We start from the raw sequence: 19352 nt of genomic DNA, 5'->3' as shown, positions 1-19352 counted from the left end.
ATTCTGAATGAAAGTTACATCGATTGAGGCAAAAGTTTTGTACTCTGTTGATTAAAAGAAGAGTAAATTAGAAATATTTCTAAAGTTTAAAGAAGTTTATTAAAATAGAAAAAATGCAAGAATTTTTTAAAATAGTAATTAAGTCCCAGATGAATAAGTCCCTACAGATGAACAAGATGTTTAACGTCGCACGTATTTGTGTATGCGTCTGTTGATACTAAAAGTATATATAAGTTGTAAAAAACTTGAACCCTTTTGGTATTAAAAACCCAAAAGGGTTTTTTTATTCCATTTGATTACGATAACAAAGAAATAAACATAAAATAAAGATAATAACACGCAAACTAACATAAACTTAAATGTCATGAGCACAATAAACTACCTAACAAAGACTTTTTCAACATTGAAAAACATTAGAGCTAAAAGAAACAATGCACCGCCAACAAATGAATTGACCGATTCAAGATTCGGGGTGACTGAAACAAATAAAAAAGCGGAGAAGAAAAATCCGGATTCATTATTATTTTTGATGTATTCAAAAGAGAATGAAACGCTTTTTATTTAAATCTAAAAGCATCATAAAATAGAGGGAAACCTGCTTAATTTTACTGGGCAAATTGTTCGGTAATTTTTTGCGTACACTAGTTTTTGTTTGAATTATGTTTAAGAAATTGAGGAATCAGTTTCGATAAAATTTGTTTGTTTGAGAAATTAGTAGTTAATTTGCACCTTTAAGTTCAAAAACGTATTGAAATGTTATAAAGAAAGGACGAGGGATTAGACCCGATGAATCCTTAGCAACCCTTCGTTAATTCGAAGAAGGTGCTGCATTCTACCACGCCCAAACGTGGAAAGATAACAACAAGAAATTTTCTGGTTTCACTCTAGACTTTCTTTCTAATATTTCCACATACAAATCAAAATTAAAAAGATTTGAAATTGGAAAATATACCAAGTCCCATTATAATTCAGGAATTCATCACCGAAAGTGGTGTGTCCTACTCATCATTACCTTTAAGTTTTACACTTTCCGGTTTACCATTGTATAGTGCGCCTATTGTTCTCGTTAACCATGCTTTGACAGGGAATGCTGAGGTTACCGGAGCAAACGGCTGGTGGAATGACCTTATTGGGGAAGAGAAAACAATCGATACCCATAAATTTACCGTACTGGCTTTTAATGTGCCCGGAAACGGAAATGATTCCTTTATCATCGAAAACTATCAGGATTTCACTACCAGAGATATTGCCCGCATTTTTATTAAAGGTCTGGAGCTTTTAAATATTCACCAACTACATACCATTATCGGAGGTTCTGTTGGTGGTGGCATCGCCTGGGAAATTCTTGCATTAGAACCCCATATTACTCAAAACCTGATTCCCATTGCAACAGATTGGAAGTCGACCGACTGGATGATCGCCAATTGCTATTTACAAGAGCAAATTTTGAACAATTCTTCAAAACCTATCGAAGATGCCAGAATTCATGCTATGTTGTGTTACAGGTCTCCTGAATCATTCAAAGAGAAATTTCAACGTACCATCAATGCCAACCGTCCTGTTTTTAATATAGAAAGCTGGCTGGCGCATCATGGTGAAAAACTACAGAAAAGATATCAATTGGCTTCGTATAAATTGATGAACCAATTGCTTAAAACCATAGACATCACCAGAAACAGAGAGGATTTTGAGACTTTGTTATCTAAAACAGACGCTGCGATTCACATTATCGGAATCAATTCGGATTTGTTTTTTATACCCAAAGAAAATCGGGAAACTTTTAAGGAATTAAAAAAGTTCAAAGACAATGTTTCTTACAGCGAAATAGATTCGGTTCACGGACATGACGCTTTTTTAATCGAGTACAAACAATTAGATCATTTACTTGCCGATATTTTTAAGGCAGAAACAATAGAAAAATAAAATGAAAATATTAAAATTTGGCGGTAAATCGTTATCAAACGGAGAAGGACTTAATAAAGTAGTTTCAATTATTACGGATAAAGTACAGCAGAATGAAAAAATAGCTGTTGTGGTTTCGGCCCGCGGAAATGCAACAGACGAGTTGGAATACATTTTAAAAATTGCTGCGAAAAATGGGGATTATAAACCATTATTTGAGAATTTTAAAGCGTATCAGATTTCAGATTATCCTCAGGTTGATTTGTCGGAAGAATTTAATGTACTCGATAAACTTTTTGAAGGAGTAAGTCTTATTGGGGATTACAGCAATAAAATTAAAGATCAGATTTTATCAAAAGGAGAATTACTTTCGGCTAAATTGCTGACTGCCATTTTAATTGGAAAAGGAGTTCCTGCAAATTTTGTAGATTCAAGAGAATTGTTGAAAACCGATTCTAAATTTGGTGATGCACAGCCTTTGGAACAGCTTTCTAAGAAAAATGTGATCAATTATTTTAAAGAACACAACGGTTCAACGGTTAACATCGTGACCGGTTTTATTGGATCTAACAATAACAACGATACAACAACTTTAGGAAGAAACGGGAGTAATTATACCGCATCGCTAATTGCGAATTATCTAAATGCCGAAGAATTGCAAAACTTTACGCATGTTGACGGAATTTACACAGCAAATCCTGATCTGGTTGCCGATGCTAAAAAGATCGAATTCCTGTCGTTTAATGAGGCGAATGAATTAGCCAATTTTGGCGCTACCATTTTACATGCGAAAACAATCATTCCATTACTGGAAAAAAATATCCCGCTTCGTATTTTAAACACCTTTAATCATGAAAATCGCGGGACTTTGATTACTTCAGACTCTGCTAAAGAAGGAATTAAAACACTCTCTGTTTTAGAGAATGTATCTTTGGTGAATCTGGAAGGCCGCGGCTTACTTGGGAAAGCAGGTGTAGATGCCCGAATTTTTAAAGTAATGGGCGATCACAACATCAGTGTGAGTATTATTTCGCAAGGTTCTTCAGAGCGAGGCATTGGTCTTGTGGTGGCGACCGACAAAGCTACATTGGCGATGGTTGAATTAGAAAAAGAATTCGAAAATGACTTCTATTCTAAAGATGTAAATCAAATTACGGTAACCGATAATGTTTCGGTAATTTCGATTATCGGTCAGGATTTGAGTACTTTTCATAAACCATACACAGCATTAATCAAAAATAAAATTGTTCCGATTTTGTTCAATAATACCGTTACGGGTAAAAACGTGAGTTTGGTTGTTAAAAAATCAGAACTACATAAAGCCTTAAACGTAATTCACGGTGAGATTTTCGGAGTTTCCAAAAAAATCAATATTGCCATTATTGGTCATGGATTAGTGGGAGGAACCTTAATCAATCAGATTTTAGAATCGACTGACGCTATCGAAAAACGAAAAGATGTGAGACTGAATGTTTTTGCAATCGCCAATTCCAAAAAAGTACTTTTAGATAAAAACGGAGTAAGTTCGAACTGGAAAACAGACATTGAAAAGGAAGGACTTGCCTATACCATTCAGGATATTATTGCTTATGCGAATCAACATCATTTAGAAAACCTGATTGCGATTGATAATACAGCCAGTGCAAAATTTGTTGAGAATTATATTCCGTTGGTGGAGAGTAGTTTCGATCTTATCTCTTCTAACAAAGTAGCCAATACACTGAGTTATGGTTTTTATAAAGAATTGAGAAAATCTTTAGCCGAAAATCAGAAGAATTATTTATACGAAACCAATGTTGGTGCAGGATTGCCATTAATTGATACGATTAAATTATTGCACCTTTCAGGAGAAAACATCACAAAGATAAAAGGAGTATTTTCCGGTACATTGAGTTATTTATTCAATAATTTTTCGGCAAAAGACGTTCCGTTTAGTGAGATTTTACAGGAAGCGATTGATAACGGATACACAGAACCGGATCCTCGTGAGGATTTATGCGGAAATGATGTGGGAAGAAAATTATTGATCTTGGCAAGAGAATTGGACTTGCAGAACGAGTTTGAAGAAATCTCAATTCAGAATTTAATTCCGGAGCATTTGCGTGAAGGTAACGTTGGAGATTTCTTAACGAAATTGAAAGAGTTCGATCCGATTTATGAAAAAATAAAAGCCGATCAAAAACCGAATCACGTGTTAAGATATATTGGTGAATTGTCTGGAGACTTGCAAAACGATAAAGGAATCTTAGAAGTAAAACTAGTTTCGGTACCTTCTGACACTGCCTTAGGCGGATTAAAAGGATCTGATTCTTTCTTTGAGATTTATACAGAGTCTTACGGAGACCGTCCAATCGTAATCCAGGGAGCCGGTGCAGGTTCTGCGGTAACAGCGAGAGGAGTGTTTGGTGATATTTTGAGATTATCAGATAAAGGGTAAGGAATTTGAGATTGAAGATTTGAGATTGCAGATTTATAGGTCCAGTTTGTCATTTCGACCGAAGGGAGAAATCACACAAGGAACTCCGCAACGAAACATTTTAATCTTTGTCAACAATCTAATGTGATTTACTTCGTCTGTTCGCTATCGCTCGAGTCTCCTTACGTCGAAGTGACAAGATTATAAAGAATAAAAAACAAAAAAAAATAACAACACAATGAAAGTAACCTTAAACAGAGTAAACGATGCGTTTCATTTTAAACTCAAAAATGAACGTGGTCATGTAGTTGACGTTGACAGCAGAGCCGAATTTGGCGGAAGCGATTTAGGTGCAAGCCCAATGGAACTTGTATTAATGGGTGTCGCGGGATGCAGTGCCATTGATATGATTTCGATCTTAAAAAAACAACGTCAGGAGATCACTTCTTTTAATGCTGAGGTAGAAGGAGAGCGTGTACAGGTTGGTGAAGCGAAGCCTTTTAAAGAAATCAATGTGGTTTTTTATTTAGAAGGAGATGTTAACCCTGAAAAAGCACAACGGGCAGCCCAGCTTTCCTTTGAGAAATATTGCTCGGTTTCTAAAACAATTGAGCCTACCGCTACCGTAAAATATAAGGTAGTCCTGAACAACGAAGAATTAAAGTAATTGGATAATTGGATAATTAGTCAATTTGAGAATTTGAGATTTTTTTGACCACTTTTATACAATGAAAATTCACATTAAACTTCTGGCGAAACGCTGTGTTTTGTTTTGCGAATCTTTGTGAAATTTTATAAAAGAAGCGAATTTGTGCTAATCAGTGTAATTCGTGTTTTAGTCAATTTGAGAATTAGATAATTTTTTGATTTTTAATCACACCATGAAAATTCACATTAAATTCTAGGTGATGCACTGCATTTTGCTTTGTGAATCTTTGTGAAATTTTATAAAAAAGCGAATTTGTGCTAATTAGTGCAATTTGTGTTAAACAAAAATAAAAAAATGAACACAGAAGAATTTGGTTTTGAAACCCAAGCCATCAGAACACAATTAGAAAGAAGTCAGTATTTAGAGCATTCGGTGCCATTATACTTATCGTCAAGTTTTGTATTTGAAGATGCCGAAGACATGAGAGCTTCTTTTACTGAAGAAAAAGAAAGAAATATTTACAGCCGTTTTAGCAATCCGAACACAACAGAATTTGTTGATAAAATCTGTAAAATGGAAGGTGCCGAAGCGGGTTATGCTTTTGCAACCGGAATGGCAGCAGTATATTCTACTTTTGCAGCGTTATTAAATTCAGGAGATCATATCGTGTCAGCGAGCAGTGTTTTTGGTTCGACACACGCTTTATTTATGACTTATTTTCCGAAATGGAACATCGAAACCTCTTATTTTGATATTACTAAGCCGGAAACAATCGAAGGATTCATTAAACCAAATACAAAAATTTTATACGCAGAGTCGCCTACAAATCCGGGTGTTGATGTAATCGATTTACAATTGTTGGGAGATCTTGCTAAAAAACACAATCTGATTTTAATTATCGATAACTGTTTTGCGACACCTTATCTTCAGCAGCCTATAAAATTTGGAGCGCATTTAGTTGTGCATTCAGCAACTAAATTGATCGATGGTCAGGGTAGAGTTTTAGGAGGAGTTACGGTTGGAAGTGAAGATTTAATCAGACAAATTTATTTGTTCTCCAGAAATACAGGTCCTGCTTTGTCTCCGTTTAATGCATGGGTTTTGTCAAAAAGCTTAGAGACATTGGCAATTCGTGTTGAAAAACACTGTGAAAATGCTTTAAAAGTAGCGGAGTTTTTAGAAGGACACCCAAATGTAAAAAGCATCAAATATCCGTTCCTGAAATCACATCCGCAATATGAGATTGCCAAAAAGCAAATGAAATTGGGGGGGAATATTATTGCCTTTGAAATTAAAGGCGGAATTGAAGCCGGAAGAAAATTTTTAGATAAAATAAAACTGTGTTCCCTATCGGCAAATATTGGCGATACGAGATCGATTGTGACGCATCCTGCTTCAACAACACATAGTAAGTTGTCTGAAGAAGATCAGCTAGCGGTTGGAATAACTCAGGGATTAGTGCGTGTTTCAGTTGGTTTGGAAACGGTCGAAGATGTAATTGCCGATTTAAAACAGGCGCTTTCTTAAAATAATTTTAGATTTCTGATTTTAGATTTGAACCAGGAATTGATTTTAAATAAATAACGATTTTTGACTCATAATAAATGCAGTTGAAAATCGTTTTTTATTTGGCTTTGTTTAAACTATATCAATTTAGTAGAATTTAAAATTTGGTTCTATTACTATTCTCATTTAAAAAGTTTATTTTTGTGGCAGAAAAACAAGACGATTGTTGTTTTAGGTCAGAGGCCTAAAATTGGCAATAGCGATTAAAATATATAAAAAGTGCTTTCAAAGAAAACAAAATACGGAATTAAAGCTTTAACTTATTTGGCCAGACGTGAAAATAATGAGCCGGTACAAATTGCAGAAATTGCGAAAAGTGAACATATTTCAATTAAGTTTTTAGAAAGTATTTTGCTGCTGCTTAGAAACTCAGGTTTTTTAGGAGCTAAAAAAGGAAAGGGTGGTGGTTACTATCTGATAAAAGACCCCAAAGACATCAGTATGGCTAAAGTCTATCGTATTCTGGAAGGACCTATTGCATTGCTGCCTTGTGCAAGTCATAACTTTTATGAAAGGTGCGACGATTGTGATGATGAATCAACCTGTGCTGCACGAAGATTAATGACTGAGGTTAGAGATAATACCCTAAAAATTCTTGAAAGTAACTCGTTGGCGGATATTGCATTTTAATTAGATCTTTCATTCAGAATTCATATAAAAGACCATTTCATTAAAAATATTGAAATGGTCTTTTTATTTTAGGTTCAGATTCTATTTTTGAAAGCCTGTAATTAATTTAAAAGATCAATTTATAACCGGCCAGGAAAAGCATCACTGCAATGGCATTTCTAAGAAATAAATCAGGTACTTTACCGCTAAGCATACTTCCGATAAAAATTCCCGGGAGTGATCCTAGTAATAATTGTCCCAATAAAATAAGATCTAAATTTCCCATTGAGGCATGTCCGATTCCGGCAACCAGTGTTAGAGGTACTGCGTGTGCGATTTCGGTACCAACCAAACGTGGAGTGGGTAAGAGCGGATATAAGAAAAACAAAGTAACGGTACCTAATGCACCAGCTCCAATTGATGTCAAGGTTACGGTTGCTCCCAGTAAAATTCCAATTCCAACAGTGAGCATATTTTGCGTATGACTTTCGCTGTGAAACTTATCTCCCGCATGTTTTTGTGAAAATACCAATAGTTTTTTCTTGAATAGAATGGCAATAGAAGTAAATAGTAGTGCCCATCCTAAACTGTATTTGATGACGGCATTTATGGTAGTAATGTCAGTTTTGATGCTATTCAGGATCCATAAAGTCAGTAAAGCGGCAGGAACGCTACCCAGAGTGAGCCAGCCAGTAATAGACCAATTGATATTGCCTTTTTTATGATGTACAAAAACACCTCCCATTTTGGTAAAAGCGGCATATAATAAATCGGTACCAACCGCTGTTGTTGGAGGGATGCCAAACCATAATAAAATTGGAGTCATCAAAGAGCCGCCTCCAACACCCGTTAAACCCACGACAAAACCTACAACTAAACCTGCAATTACAAGACCTATTTGAAAATCCATGAATAAAAATTTGAGGTAAAAATAACAACATTTTTATAATTATCCTATAGATATGGTAGACTTTAAAAAGTGTATTTCAAGAATAATAAAATTTTTAGCGATATAGTACTGAAAAACAGTATAATAAGTTTTTTTACTTGTAAGGATGATTTGTTAATACCTTTGTGAGGTCCTCTCAATTGACCTTATGCTAAATAGCTTTATAAAAATATTAAATATTGTTTTGATATTTAGAAATAAGTAGTAATTTTGCCATTCAATCTACTAGCCCGATAGGGTAATGGATTTTTAAAATAAAACAAACCATTAGAATGGAAAAAGAGCTAAAAATAAATACTGTAGAAGTTAAGTCTGATGCTGCAATAAAAGAAAGATTGTGGGTTTTAGTACCGGCCATTTTGCTTATAGGTTTGTTGACAACGTTGATTTACAATCACCATGCGGAATTTTCATGGAATGCGTTTATTGATGGTTTCAATCAGGAGTTTTTAGTGTTTTTTGCCATTGGAGTTTTTGCACAATTGGTTGACGGGACTTTAGGAATGGGTTATGGGGCAACTTCTACATCCTTTTTATTAGCGTACGGAGTTCCGCCAGTGATTAGCAGTACTGCGGTTCACGTGTCTGAAATGTTTACTACGGGAGCATCGGCACTTTCTCATCACCGATTTGGAAATATCAATAAAAAACTGGTCAAACATTTATTGATTCCGGGAGTTTTAGGTTCAATAATGGGAGCATATTTATTGTCGGATGTTATTAATGGTGATATTATAAAGCCTTTTATTGCAGTTTATATGATTGTTCTGGCGATTATAATTATTCGAAAAGCTTTAGTTAAAAAGATCATTAAAAAGAAAACTAAAAAATTAGGATTTCTGGCCATTTTTGGAGGTTTTATGGATTCAGTTGGAGGCGGAGGCTGGGGGCCTATTGTGACTTCAACATTATTAGGAAGAGGAAGAAATCCAAGATATACTATAGGTTCTGTAAATGCAGCTGAATTTGCAATTTCGTTCGCAAGTGGTATAACCTTCATGCTTTTTGGAGGAATCCACGGTTGGCAGGTTATTATAGGTTTGATTCTGGGAGGTGTAATCGCAGCGCCATTAGGAGCTTATCTTTTAAATAAAATCAGAAGAAAGCCAATGATGATTGCAGTTGGGATTTTAATAATACTATTGAGTTTAAAAACATTATCTAAATTATTGTAATATTTTTTAGAAGGAAAGAAAGAGAATATGAGTGCGACTATTATACAATCATTATTAGATAAAACGAAAGACTTTTCACTGGATGAAACCTTAGTTTTCTTAGCAGGTGAATATCCCGGAAAAGTGATTTTTTCTACATCTTTTGGACAGGAAGATCAGGTTATCACTGATTTTATTGCAAAAAGTAATCAGGATATAACCATTTTTACATTAGATACCGGAAGGTTATTTCAGGAAACGTATGATGTTTTTCATAAAACATTAAAAAAGTACAAAAAGCCGATCGAGGTTTATTTTCCAGAAGCAGCAGCAGTAGAGAATTTACTAAAACATAAAGGTCCAAACAGCTTTTATGATTCAGTTGAGAACAGAAAAGAATGCTGTTTCATTCGAAAAGTAGTTCCGCTACGAAAAGCGTTGGCAGGAAATTCGGTTTGGATTACAGGTCTAAGAGCAGAGCAATCCGAGAATAGAAACGATCTGCAATTGTTTGAGTACGATGGAGGCTTTGAGATTATAAAGTTCAATCCATTACTAAAATGGACTTTAGAAGAGGTTGAGGTTTATTTATCAGAAAACAATGTTCCTCAAAATGCTTTACACAAACAAGGTTTCGTAAGCATTGGTTGCGCGCCTTGTACCAGAGCAATTTTCCCGGGTGAAGATATCAGAGCCGGAAGATGGTGGTGGGAATCAAGTCATAAAGAATGTGGTTTGCATAGCGCTAAGAAAGATTAGAGAGGATAGAAACAGGAGTATAGAGTAAAGAATAACAGTAGAAAGTTTTAGGAAACTCACAATAAACACAACCTGAAACTTTAAACTTGAAACAAAAAAACAAAATGAGTTCAGTATTAAAAACAAACGCTTTAGAGAGCGAAGCAATATATATTTTCAGAGAAGTAATTTCACAGTTCGATAAACCGGTTTTGCTTTTTTCTGGAGGAAAAGATTCGATAACATTAGTGCGTTTGGCACAAAAAGCATTTTTCCCGGCAAAAATTCCGTTTCCTCTTTTGCATGTTGATACCGGACATAATTTTCCGGAAACTATTGCTTTCAGAGACAAATTGGTAGAAGAATTAGGATTGGAATTAATCGTACGTAATGTTCAGGATGCTATTGATGAAGGAAAAGTGGTTGAAGAAACGGGTAAATATTCCAGTAGAAACAGTTTACAAACGACCACACTTTTAGATGCAATTGAAGAATTTAAGTTTGATGCCTGTATCGGAGGAGCGCGTCGTGATGAAGAGAAGGCAAGAGCAAAAGAGCGTATTTTTTCAGTTCGTGACGATTTTGGTCAATGGGATGAAAAAAACCAACGTCCGGAATTATTTGACATTTTGAACGGAAAAATAGAGAATGGTCAAAACGTTCGTGTTTTCCCAATTTCAAATTGGACAGAATTAGATGTATGGAGTTATATCGAGAAAGAACATATCGAAATTCCATCTATTTATTTCTCACATAAAAGAAAAGTTTTTTTGAGAGACGGTTTGATCTGGTCACATTCTCCTTTTGTGTACCAGGAAGAAGACGAACAAATCGAAGAAAGAATTGTTCGCTTCAGAACCGTTGGAGATATGAGCTGTACAGCAGCTGTTGAATCTTATGCAGCAACCATCGAAGAAGTAGTAGGAGAAATCAGAAGCTCTACGATTTCTGAAAGAGGAGCCAGAATTGACGACAAACGTTCTGAAGCTGCAATGGAAAAGAGAAAACAACAAGGATATTTTTAATTGATAATTGATAATTAAAAAGTAGAATCAAGAAAACAAAAAACATACAGATTTATAAGTTTCGAGAGAACATGAAACCTGAAACTTTAAACCTGAAACAATATATAAGATGGAAGTTTTAAAAATAGCAACAGCAGGAAGTGTAGATGACGGGAAAAGTACTTTGATCGGAAGATTACTGTACGATACAAAATCATTGACTACAGATAAAATCGAAGCGATCGAGAAAAGCAGCAAGCAAAAAGGATACGATTATCTTGATTTTTCACTGGCAACTGACGGATTAGTGGCGGAGAGAGAACAAGGAATCACAATTGATGTGGCGCACATTTATTTCTCGACTGCAAAGAAAAGTTACATTATTGCCGATACTCCGGGGCACGTAGAATATACCAGAAACATGGTAACAGGAGCTTCGACTTCTCAAGTGTCGATCATCTTAATTGATGCCAGAAAAGGAGTAATCGAGCAAACATACCGTCATTTTTTCATCAATAATTTATTGAGAGTAAAAGAGGTAATTGTTGCGATCAACAAAATGGATTTAGTGGATTATTCAGAGGAAGTTTTCAATAAAATCAAAGCCGATTTCCAGGCTTTAAATGCTAAGAGTACTTTCAAAGAACAAAACGTAAGTTACATTCCGCTTAGTGCCATCAACGGAGGGAATGTTGTGGACAAATCAGAAAACATGAAGTGGTACGATGGACAAACGGTGTTGGAGCATTTAGAAGGGTTACATTCTTCAGATGTTTTTGAAGCAGGAAAAGCACGTTTCCCCGTTCAGACAGTAATTCGTCCAAAAACAGAAGAATACCATGATTTTAGAGGTTATGCCGGGAAATTATACGGAAACTCAATAAAAGTAGGAGACGCTGTTACGGTACTTCCATCATTGACAGAATCAAAAGTTTCAAAAATTCATTTTTTCGACAAACAATTTGATGAAGCCGTTGCAGGCTCTTCGATCACCATCGAATTAGAAAATGATATCAATGTGACAAGAGGTGATATGATTGTAAAATCGTCAGAACTTCCAAAAATTGAAAAAGAAATCACTACAACAGTATGCTGGATGGACAGTAAAAAACTGGTTCCGGGGACAAAATATATCGTTCAGCACAACACCAATTCGGTTTTGGCAAAAGTAGAAAGTATTAAAAATACCATCTCAACGGATTATTCCGGAACAAAAGAAGCTTCACAATTAGCCATCAACGAAATTGGAGAAGTAAACATCAAATTAAGCAAGCCTTTATATTTTGATGCCTACAACGATAATAAATCAAACGGCGCATTTATCTTAATTGATACCGCAACAAATACAACGGCAGGAGTAGGATTTATTAGGTAAACCTGCTGTAAGCAATTTTACCGCTGTAAGCAATAAGCTTTAGGCTGTAAGCTTTTAGCAAAAAACGTATAAAAAGGTATGCAAGAAGCCTACAGCTTATTGCTTAAAGCCTAAAGCATTAAAAAAACACAAAGTTTAAAAAGCTTATAGCCTACAGCTTAAAGCCTAAAGCGAAAAAAAATGGAAAGTTTTAGAACAGAAATAGAAAATCCGGTAGTTCAGAAAGAGATTATCGATTTAGAAAAAAAGATTCATTTGTTCCGTGGAGGAAAAATTGATGATGAACGTTTTCGTAGTCTTCGTTTAGCGCGTGGAATTTACGGGCAGCGTCAGGAAGGTGTTCAAATGATTCGTATTAAATTGCCTTATGGTAAAGTAACAAGCGAACAATTGATCCGTATTACAAAAGTTTCTGATGAATATTCTACAGGACGTTTGCATATTACGACGCGTCAGGATATTCAGATTCACTATGTAAGTCTGGACAGAACTCCCGAGCTTTGGGCAAATTTGGCTAAAGACGATGTTACTTTACGTGAAGCTTGCGGTAATACCGTTAGAAACATTACCGGAAGCGAATTAGCAGGTGTAGATGTTAACGAACCGTTTGACGTTTCGCCTTACGCACACGGACTTTTTCAATATCTGTTAAGAAACCCAATCTGTCAGGAAATGGGGCGTAAGTTCAAAATTTCGTTCTCTTCTTCAGACGAAGATACTGCTTTGAGTTATTTGCATGATTTAGGATTTATTCCAAAAATTGTTAATGGCGAGCGTGGTTTCAAAATTATGTTTGGTGGAGGATTAGGTTCTCAGCCAGCCCATGCCGAATTGCTTTCAGAGTTTGTACCGGCGAATCAGATTATTCCAACGGCAGAAGGCATTATTCGTATTTTTGACAGATACGGTGAGCGTGCAAAAAGAATGAAAGCCCGTATGAAATTTTTAATCAAAGAAATGGGAAGAGATGTTTTCCTTGATTTGGTTGAAAAAGAGAAAAAAGCAATCGCTTTTGAAACCTACGAAATTGATACAACTGCTTTTGACGGACCAATTCCGGAACCTTTATTGGAAGTTCCGCAAGTTACAATTGAAGATACGGAAGCTTATGAAGCCTGGAAAAAATCAAATGTAATCGCTCAGAAACAGGCAGGTTATTATGCTATAGGAATCAAAGTTTTATTAGGAGATTTTTACACCGATAAAGCCAGATTATTAGCTGATTTAATTAAAAACTACGCCGCAAATGAACTTCGTTTTTCATTGCGTCAAAATATTGTAATACGTCATGTGAAAGAAGAGAACTTACCTTTCTTCTATCAGGAATTAGCTAAGTTGAATTTTGTTCATCTGGGATATAATTCAACGGCAGATATTACAGCATGTCCGGGTACAGATACTTGCAATTTGGGGATTGCAAGTAGTACCGGAATTGCAGAAGAATTAGAGAAAGTATTAAGTGCTGAATATCCTCAGTATTTAAACAACCGCGAAATTGAAATTAAAATTAGTGGTTGTATGAATGCTTGCGGACAGCACAATATGTCAGCGATTGGATTTCAGGGAATGTCAATCAATTCAGGGAAACTGGTAGCTCCGGCTTTACAGGTTTTATTAGGCGGAGGCAGATTAGGAAATGGAGCAGGACGTTTTGCCGATAAAGTAATCAAAATTCCAAGCCGAAGAGGACCGGATGCTTTGCGTACCATTTTAAATGATTTTAATGCGAATGCAAATGGACAAAAATTTCTGAATTACTATGATGAAAAAGGTGAGAAATATTTCTATGAAATTTTAAAGCCTTTATCAGACGTAACGAACTTAACCGAAGCTGATTTTGTAGATTGGGGTAATGCTGACAATTACGTAAAAGCTGTTGGAGTTGGAGAATGTGCCGGAGTAGTGATTGATTTGGTGGCGACTTTATTGTTGGAAGCCAAAGATAAACTGACTTTTGCTCAGGAATCTTTTGACGAAAATAAATGGTCGGATGCTATTTACCATGCATACGCCGGATTTGTAAACGGCGCAAAAGCGTTGCTGCTTTCTGAAAACGAAAAAACAAACAATCATGCAGGAATCGTTGATTTATTTGATACCGTTTTCATTGCAGCCGGTAAAATTGAACTGGCAACATCATTTAGAGAATTAGTGTATCAAATCAATGCAATACAACCCTCTGAAGCTTTTGCAAAACAATACATTCAGGAAGGAATTGCATTTTTTGATACGATAGAAAAATATAGAGCTCAAGAATTAGAAAATGCTTAATATCAAACCAAAAGTAACTTTAGTTGGTGCGGGTCCCGGCGATCCGGATTTGCTTACGCTCAAAGCCGTAAAAGCACTTGCTGAAGCGAATGTGGTTTTGTACGATGCATTGGCTAATGAGGAAATATTAGCGCACGCTCCCAAAAATGCGATTCGAATTTTTGTGGGAAAAAAAATAGGGAATCATGCTTATACACAGGATCAGATCAATCAATTGATTGTTGATAATGCATTAACGTACGGAAATGTAGTGCGTTTAAAAGGTGGTGACCCGTTTATTTTTGGACGCGGAAGTGAAGAAATTGAATTTATAGAAAGTTTTGGAATAGAGACATTTGTAGTTCCCGGAATATCTTCGGTAGTGGCAGTTCCGGCGAGTCAGGGAATATCAATCACTAAAAGAGGAGTTTCCGAAAGTTTTTGGGCCATAACAGGTACAACTTCTGACAGGAAATTGTCGTCGGATGTTGCTTTGGCTGCACAATCGTCAGCAACAGTCGTAATTTTGATGGGAATGCACAAATTGCCTCAGATTATTGATTTATTTCAGAAAGAAAGCAAAGGAAATTTACCCGTAGCGATTATTCAAAACGGAACGTTGGCCGATGAAAAAGTAGGTGTAGGAACGGTAGATTCGATTTTAGAAATTGTAAAGGAGAAGAAACTAAGCTCACCAGCAATTATCGTTCTTGGAGAGGTTGTTCGCGAAAGCAACAAACTAAAAGGGTTTTATGAAGAGTTCCTCCCAAATGAAATGATTCGTTAATAATTGTTTCATCAGGTACAACCAATTTTGTAGCTTCAGGTTTTAATCCGATGTTTGCATGATAAATTGTTCTGAACGAACTTTATATCGGTAATAAAAATTAAAATGGAACAAAACGAATTATATCCCGTATTCCTAAAACTTCACAATCTAAATGTTCTGATTGTTGGCGGAGGAAATGTAGGATTAGAAAAACTCTCTTTTTTGTTAAAGTCGAGCCCTAATGCAAATGTTGAGGTAGTAGCGCCAAATTTTCATTTAGAAATAAAGATTTTGGCTGAGAAACATCCTTCGATTACATTGACAAAATCGAAGTTCAAAAAGAAAATGCTCAAAAAACGCCATATGGTAATTGCCTGTACCGATGATTTAAAAGTCAATAAAAAGGTATACGAATTATCCCGAAAGCGTTATTTGATTTGTAATATAGCCGATACACCGGATTTGTGTGATTATTATTTGGGAGGAATTGTAACCAAAGGCAATGTGAAAATTGCCATTTCGACCAACGGAAAATCGCCAACAACAGCCAAAAGACTTCGTGAGTTTTTTGAAGAGGTAATTCCCGAGGATATCAATAAAATGGTCGAAAACCTTAATGAATATCGAAAGACATTAAAAGGTAATTTTGAAGAGAAGGTTAAAAAAATGAACGAAATAACCGCTTCATTAAAAAATAAAGAGTAAAAAATTCCGCAAAGAAATCAATGACAAAAATCATTGAAAATAGAATAAATTATTCGTTCCTTTGCATTATTAAGAATGATTATAAACAACAACATAATGATTAAAACAGATATACTTATAATTGGAGCAGGCCCAACAGGTTTATTTGCCGTTTTCGAGGCAGGATTATTAAAATTAAAATGTCATATTTTAGATGCTTTACCACAAGCAGGAGGTCAACTTTCAGAATTGTATCCAAAAAAGCCTATTTATGATATTCCTGGATTCCCGGAAGTATTAGCTGGAGATTTAATTGATGGATTGCAAGAGCAAATCAAACAATTTGAACCTGGTTTTACTTTAGGAGAGCGTGCAGAAACGATTGACAAACAAGAAGACGGAAGTTTTATTGTAACCTCGAATAAAGGGACTAAATTTCACGCATCGGTTATTGCTATCGCCGGAGGTTTGGGAAGTTTTGAACCACGTAAGCCACTTATCGAAGATATTGAGTTTTATGAAGATAAAGGAGTAAAATACTTCATCAAAAATCCGGAGAAATTCAGAGACAAAAGAGTGGTAATCGCCGGAGGAGGAGATTCAGCATTAGACTGGAGTATCTTTTTGGCGAATGTAGCTTCAGAAGTTACTTTGATTCACCGTAGAAACGAATTCAGAGGAGCTTTAGATTCTGTAGAAAAAGTACAAGAACTAAAAACTGCTGGAAAAATTAAATTAATTACACCGGCAGAAGTAATCGGAATCAATGGTGCTGAGCATATTGAATCATTAGATATCGAAGAAAACGGGGCACACCGTAAAATCGAAACGGACTATTTTATTCCGCTTTTCGGGCTAACGCCAAAGTTAGGACCAATCGGAGATTGGGGATTAGAAATCGAGAAAAATGCTATTAAAGTAAATAATGCATTAGATTATCAAACCAATATTCCGGGAATCTTTGCCATTGGAGACGTAAATACTTATCCTGGAAAATTAAAACTGATTCTTTGTGGATTCCACGAAGCAACTTTAATGTGCCAGGCCGCATACCAAATTATCAATCCAGGTAAAAAATATGTTTTAAAGTATACAACAGTTTCTGGAGTAGATGGTTTCGACGGAACTCGTAAAGAAGCTCCAAAAGCAGTTGTTAAAGCGATAGTTTAGTTTTGAGGGGCTGAGGCTCTAAGATACTAAGGTGCTAAGATTTTTAATATAGTAAAGCTCAAACTTTTAGTTTGGGCTTTATTTTTTTTAAATATACAAAACATAGCCGGTGGTTTCAACCACTGGAACACAATGCATGAACACAACGCATTGATATAAAAACAATTTATCACCATCGTGTCCCACGGTTGAAACCGTGGGCTATATTTGAAAAATAATAGCCCAAACTTAAACTTAGAAACTCAGTATCTTAGAGTTTTAGTCTCTCAGCGCCTTAAAAAGGACCTTAGCCCCTCAGAAACTTAAAAAAAACTTGCAATTGTTAAGCTTATGTCTTTACTTTGCACTGTTCTTAAAATTATTGAAAGTTATCACGAAAGGCGGAGGGAAAGACCCAATGAAACCTTAGCAACCCTTTATCATAAAGAAGGTGCTACATTCTACTTAATACAAATTCATTGTATTTAAGATAGATAACACAAATACATTACTCGTATTTCTCAAACTTTTCCTGACAACCTTACAATATTATTTTACTGAATTCAGTATCATGAGCGAATTATTGGCGCATTTTTGCCGTCAATCGTTCCCGCTTTTCGTTGCAATCTTTTATCCGCCGCGGCGGACAAAAGGATTTCCACTTCAATCGGGGCTAAAGAGCCATCAATAGTGAATTTTTGGAATTAATGTGAATCAAAATAACGTGTCCTAACAGGTTTCAAAAACCTGTCAGGTATGATCAAGTAAGTAAAAAAACTTAGCATCTTAGCGCCTTAGCGTCTTAGTAGCTAAAAGATAAAAAGTAATGGCAATAACAATTCAGGAAGCAATAAAAAAAAATATCCTAATCCTTGACGGGGCAATGGGAACGATGCTGCAACGCTATAATTTCTCTGAAGAAGATTTTAGAGGAGAGCGTTTCAAAGATTTCCCTCATCCCTTAAAAGGAAACAACGATTTACTATCCATAACACAACCACAAGCAATCCGCGATGTTCACGCTGCTTATTATGAAGCAGGTGCAGACATTGTAGAAACCAATACTTTTTCAGGAACTACGATCGGTATGGCCGACTATTTCCTGGAAGATTTGGTTTATGAATTGAACTACGAATCGGCTAAAATTGCCCGTGAAGTAGCAGATGAGTTTACAGCTAAAAATCCGGACAAACCACGTTTTGTTGCTGGTTCAATCGGACCAACAAACAGAACGGCAAGTATGTCACCGGATGTAAATGATCCTGGATACAGAGCTGTAACATTTGATGATTTGCGAATTGCCTATAAACAGCAGGCAGAAGCATTAATGGATGGTGGATGTGATCTATTATTAGTAGAAACGATTTTCGACACCTTAAATGCCAAAGCGGCACTTTTTGCGATTGAAGAAGTAAAAGAAGAGCGCAATCTGGATATTCCAATCATGGTTTCGGGAACCATCACGGATGCTTCAGGAAGAACACTTTCAGGGCAAACGGTGGAGGCATTCCTGATTTCGGTATCTCATATTCCGTTATTAAGCGTAGGTTTCAATTGTGCATTAGGAGCCGATTTGTTGAAACCGTATTTGAAAACATTATCACAACATACGCAGTTTAATGTTTCGGCACATCCAAATGCAGGTTTGCCAAACGCTTTCGGGCAATACGACGAAACCCCAGAGCAGACTCAAGCCTTAATCAAAGAATATTTAGACGATAATTTAATCAATATTATTGGAGGTTGTTGCGGAACAACTCCGGATCATATTCGATTAATTGCTGAGGTAGCGAAGGATTATAAACCGAGAGTGGCACCTGTTCTTACGTAATATAATTTTATTGATTTCGGGAATGGATTAAAATCCATCCCTGCAAAATAGCCCGAGCCTAAGACTCTTAAAAAGTTCCGTAGGAACGATATATTTTGTAGTAACGGAATTTATTCCGTTGAAAAAAATGAGTGATAAGTAAGAGTTCCATAGAAACGAAACATTATATGTGTTGCAGTTGTAACATACAATATGTAGAAGAGCCAAAATGGAAATAAATGTTCCGATAGGAACAACATATCGGTAAACGAATATACCTACAAGGTTTTAAAAACCTTGCAAAAAGAAAATAGAATAAAAAACTTAG

Annotated in this window: 16 protein-coding genes and 2 riboswitches; of the genes, 15 read left to right on the top strand and 1 reads right to left on the bottom strand. The window is 35.8% G+C overall.

Annotation, left to right across the window (positions count from 1 at the left end):
• Nucleotides 1–364 precede the first annotated feature (364 nt).
• The 6 genes from FLA105534_RS12885 to FLA105534_RS12860 all read left to right on the top strand — a co-directional run bounded on the left by FLA105534_RS12885 (nt 365) and on the right by FLA105534_RS12860 (nt 7163).
• Complete coding sequence (locus FLA105534_RS12885) at nt 365–565, top strand: hypothetical protein (RefSeq protein WP_026110069.1); 201 nt, start codon at nt 365–367, stop codon at nt 563–565.
• A gap of 188 nt (nt 566–753) precedes the next feature.
• Nucleotides 754–862: riboswitch (SAM riboswitch) on the top strand.
• 77 nt (nt 863–939) lie between these two features.
• Nucleotides 940–1923, top strand: a complete 984-nt coding sequence (locus FLA105534_RS12880) for an alpha/beta fold hydrolase (RefSeq protein ID WP_246253239.1) — start codon at nt 940–942, stop codon at nt 1921–1923.
• 1 nt (nt 1924) lies between these two features.
• The gene (gene thrA, locus FLA105534_RS12875; RefSeq protein WP_173966531.1) at nt 1925–4339 is read left to right on the top strand and encodes a bifunctional aspartate kinase/homoserine dehydrogenase I; all 2415 of its coding nucleotides are present in this window, start codon (nt 1925–1927) and stop codon (nt 4337–4339) included.
• A gap of 217 nt (nt 4340–4556) precedes the next feature.
• Nucleotides 4557–4985, top strand: a complete 429-nt coding sequence (locus tag FLA105534_RS12870; RefSeq protein ID WP_173966530.1) for an OsmC family protein — start codon at nt 4557–4559, stop codon at nt 4983–4985.
• A 336-nt stretch (nt 4986–5321) separates the two neighbouring features.
• Nucleotides 5322–6494, top strand: a complete 1173-nt coding sequence (locus tag FLA105534_RS12865; protein ID WP_173966529.1) for a trans-sulfuration enzyme family protein — start codon at nt 5322–5324, stop codon at nt 6492–6494.
• 258 nt (nt 6495–6752) lie between these two features.
• The gene (locus tag FLA105534_RS12860; RefSeq protein ID WP_008466594.1) at nt 6753–7163 is read left to right on the top strand and encodes an RrF2 family transcriptional regulator; all 411 of its coding nucleotides are present in this window, start codon (nt 6753–6755) and stop codon (nt 7161–7163) included.
• A 106-nt stretch (nt 7164–7269) separates the two neighbouring features.
• Here FLA105534_RS12860 and FLA105534_RS12855 read toward each other — a convergent pair whose 3' ends face one another.
• On the bottom strand, nt 7270–8052 hold the full coding sequence (locus tag FLA105534_RS12855; protein ID WP_173966528.1) for a sulfite exporter TauE/SafE family protein: 783 nt from the start codon (nt 8050–8052) through the stop codon (nt 7270–7272).
• Nucleotides 8053–8363: 311 nt separating this feature from the next.
• Between FLA105534_RS12855 and FLA105534_RS12850 the strand changes: the two genes are divergently transcribed.
• From FLA105534_RS12850 to FLA105534_RS12810, 9 genes are all read left to right on the top strand, one after another.
• Nucleotides 8364–9266 (top strand): sulfite exporter TauE/SafE family protein, encoded by a 903-nt coding sequence (locus tag FLA105534_RS12850; RefSeq protein WP_173966527.1) that lies wholly within the window; start codon nt 8364–8366, stop codon nt 9264–9266.
• Nucleotides 9267–9293: 27 nt separating this feature from the next.
• Nucleotides 9294–10004, top strand: a complete 711-nt coding sequence (locus FLA105534_RS12845) for a phosphoadenylyl-sulfate reductase (RefSeq protein ID WP_173966526.1) — start codon at nt 9294–9296, stop codon at nt 10002–10004.
• Nucleotides 10005–10090: 86 nt separating this feature from the next.
• The gene (cysD, locus tag FLA105534_RS12840; protein ID WP_202700681.1) at nt 10091–11008 is read left to right on the top strand and encodes a sulfate adenylyltransferase subunit CysD; all 918 of its coding nucleotides are present in this window, start codon (nt 10091–10093) and stop codon (nt 11006–11008) included.
• Nucleotides 11009–11117: 109 nt separating this feature from the next.
• A complete protein-coding gene (locus FLA105534_RS12835; RefSeq protein ID WP_173966525.1) occupies nt 11118–12362 on the top strand; it encodes a sulfate adenylyltransferase subunit 1 in 1245 nt (414 codons plus the stop codon).
• A gap of 180 nt (nt 12363–12542) precedes the next feature.
• Complete coding sequence (locus FLA105534_RS12830; RefSeq protein WP_173966524.1) at nt 12543–14633, top strand: HEPN domain-containing protein; 2091 nt, start codon at nt 12543–12545, stop codon at nt 14631–14633.
• Nucleotides 14626–15399, top strand: coding sequence for a uroporphyrinogen-III C-methyltransferase (gene cobA, locus FLA105534_RS12825; RefSeq protein ID WP_173966523.1), 774 nt, complete (start codon nt 14626–14628; stop codon nt 15397–15399). The genes FLA105534_RS12830 and cobA overlap by 8 nt, the downstream gene beginning before the upstream one ends.
• Before the next feature lie 105 nt (nt 15400–15504).
• Nucleotides 15505–16086, top strand: coding sequence for a precorrin-2 dehydrogenase/sirohydrochlorin ferrochelatase family protein (locus FLA105534_RS12820; RefSeq protein WP_173966522.1), 582 nt, complete (start codon nt 15505–15507; stop codon nt 16084–16086).
• A gap of 96 nt (nt 16087–16182) precedes the next feature.
• On the top strand, nt 16183–17235 hold the full coding sequence (locus tag FLA105534_RS12815; protein WP_173966521.1) for an NAD(P)/FAD-dependent oxidoreductase: 1053 nt from the start codon (nt 16183–16185) through the stop codon (nt 17233–17235).
• Nucleotides 17236–17600: 365 nt separating this feature from the next.
• A riboswitch (SAM riboswitch) is annotated at nt 17601–17715 on the top strand.
• Nucleotides 17716–18040: 325 nt separating this feature from the next.
• Nucleotides 18041–19045, top strand: a complete 1005-nt coding sequence (locus FLA105534_RS12810; protein WP_173966520.1) for a homocysteine S-methyltransferase family protein — start codon at nt 18041–18043, stop codon at nt 19043–19045.
• Nucleotides 19046–19352 lie beyond the last annotated feature (307 nt).

Origin of the sequence: Flavobacterium collinsii (assembly GCF_902804485.1) — a bacterium.
Lineage (GTDB): Bacteria > Bacteroidota > Bacteroidia > Flavobacteriales > Flavobacteriaceae > Flavobacterium > Flavobacterium collinsii.
Note: the sequence above shows the minus strand (reverse complement) of the source record. Positions and strands in the feature narration are given on the sequence as shown.

Excerpts from the sequence above, each read along its gene's own strand:
- FLA105534_RS12870 (WP_173966530.1), top strand. The coding sequence starts at position 4,557 with ATGAAAGTAACCTTAAACAGAGTAAACGATGCGTTTCATTTTAAACTC.
- FLA105534_RS12810 (WP_173966520.1), top strand. The coding sequence starts at position 18,041 with ATGGCAATAACAATTCAGGAAGCAATAAAAAAAAATATCCTAATCCTT.
- cobA (WP_173966523.1), top strand. The coding sequence starts at position 14,626 with ATGCTTAATATCAAACCAAAAGTAACTTTAGTTGGTGCGGGTCCCGGC.
- FLA105534_RS12865 (WP_173966529.1), top strand. The coding sequence starts at position 5,322 with ATGAACACAGAAGAATTTGGTTTTGAAACCCAAGCCATCAGAACACAA.
- FLA105534_RS12855 (WP_173966528.1), bottom strand. The coding sequence starts at position 8,052 with ATGGATTTTCAAATAGGTCTTGTAATTGCAGGTTTAGTTGTAGGTTTT.
- FLA105534_RS12885 (WP_026110069.1), top strand. The coding sequence starts at position 365 with ATGAGCACAATAAACTACCTAACAAAGACTTTTTCAACATTGAAAAAC.
- FLA105534_RS12835 (WP_173966525.1), top strand. The coding sequence starts at position 11,118 with ATGGAAGTTTTAAAAATAGCAACAGCAGGAAGTGTAGATGACGGGAAA.
- FLA105534_RS12845 (WP_173966526.1), top strand. The coding sequence starts at position 9,294 with ATGAGTGCGACTATTATACAATCATTATTAGATAAAACGAAAGACTTT.
- FLA105534_RS12820 (WP_173966522.1), top strand. The coding sequence starts at position 15,505 with ATGGAACAAAACGAATTATATCCCGTATTCCTAAAACTTCACAATCTA.
- FLA105534_RS12850 (WP_173966527.1), top strand. The coding sequence starts at position 8,364 with ATGGAAAAAGAGCTAAAAATAAATACTGTAGAAGTTAAGTCTGATGCT.
- FLA105534_RS12815 (WP_173966521.1), top strand. The coding sequence starts at position 16,183 with ATGATTAAAACAGATATACTTATAATTGGAGCAGGCCCAACAGGTTTA.
- FLA105534_RS12830 (WP_173966524.1), top strand. The coding sequence starts at position 12,543 with ATGGAAAGTTTTAGAACAGAAATAGAAAATCCGGTAGTTCAGAAAGAG.
- thrA (WP_173966531.1), top strand. The coding sequence starts at position 1,925 with ATGAAAATATTAAAATTTGGCGGTAAATCGTTATCAAACGGAGAAGGA.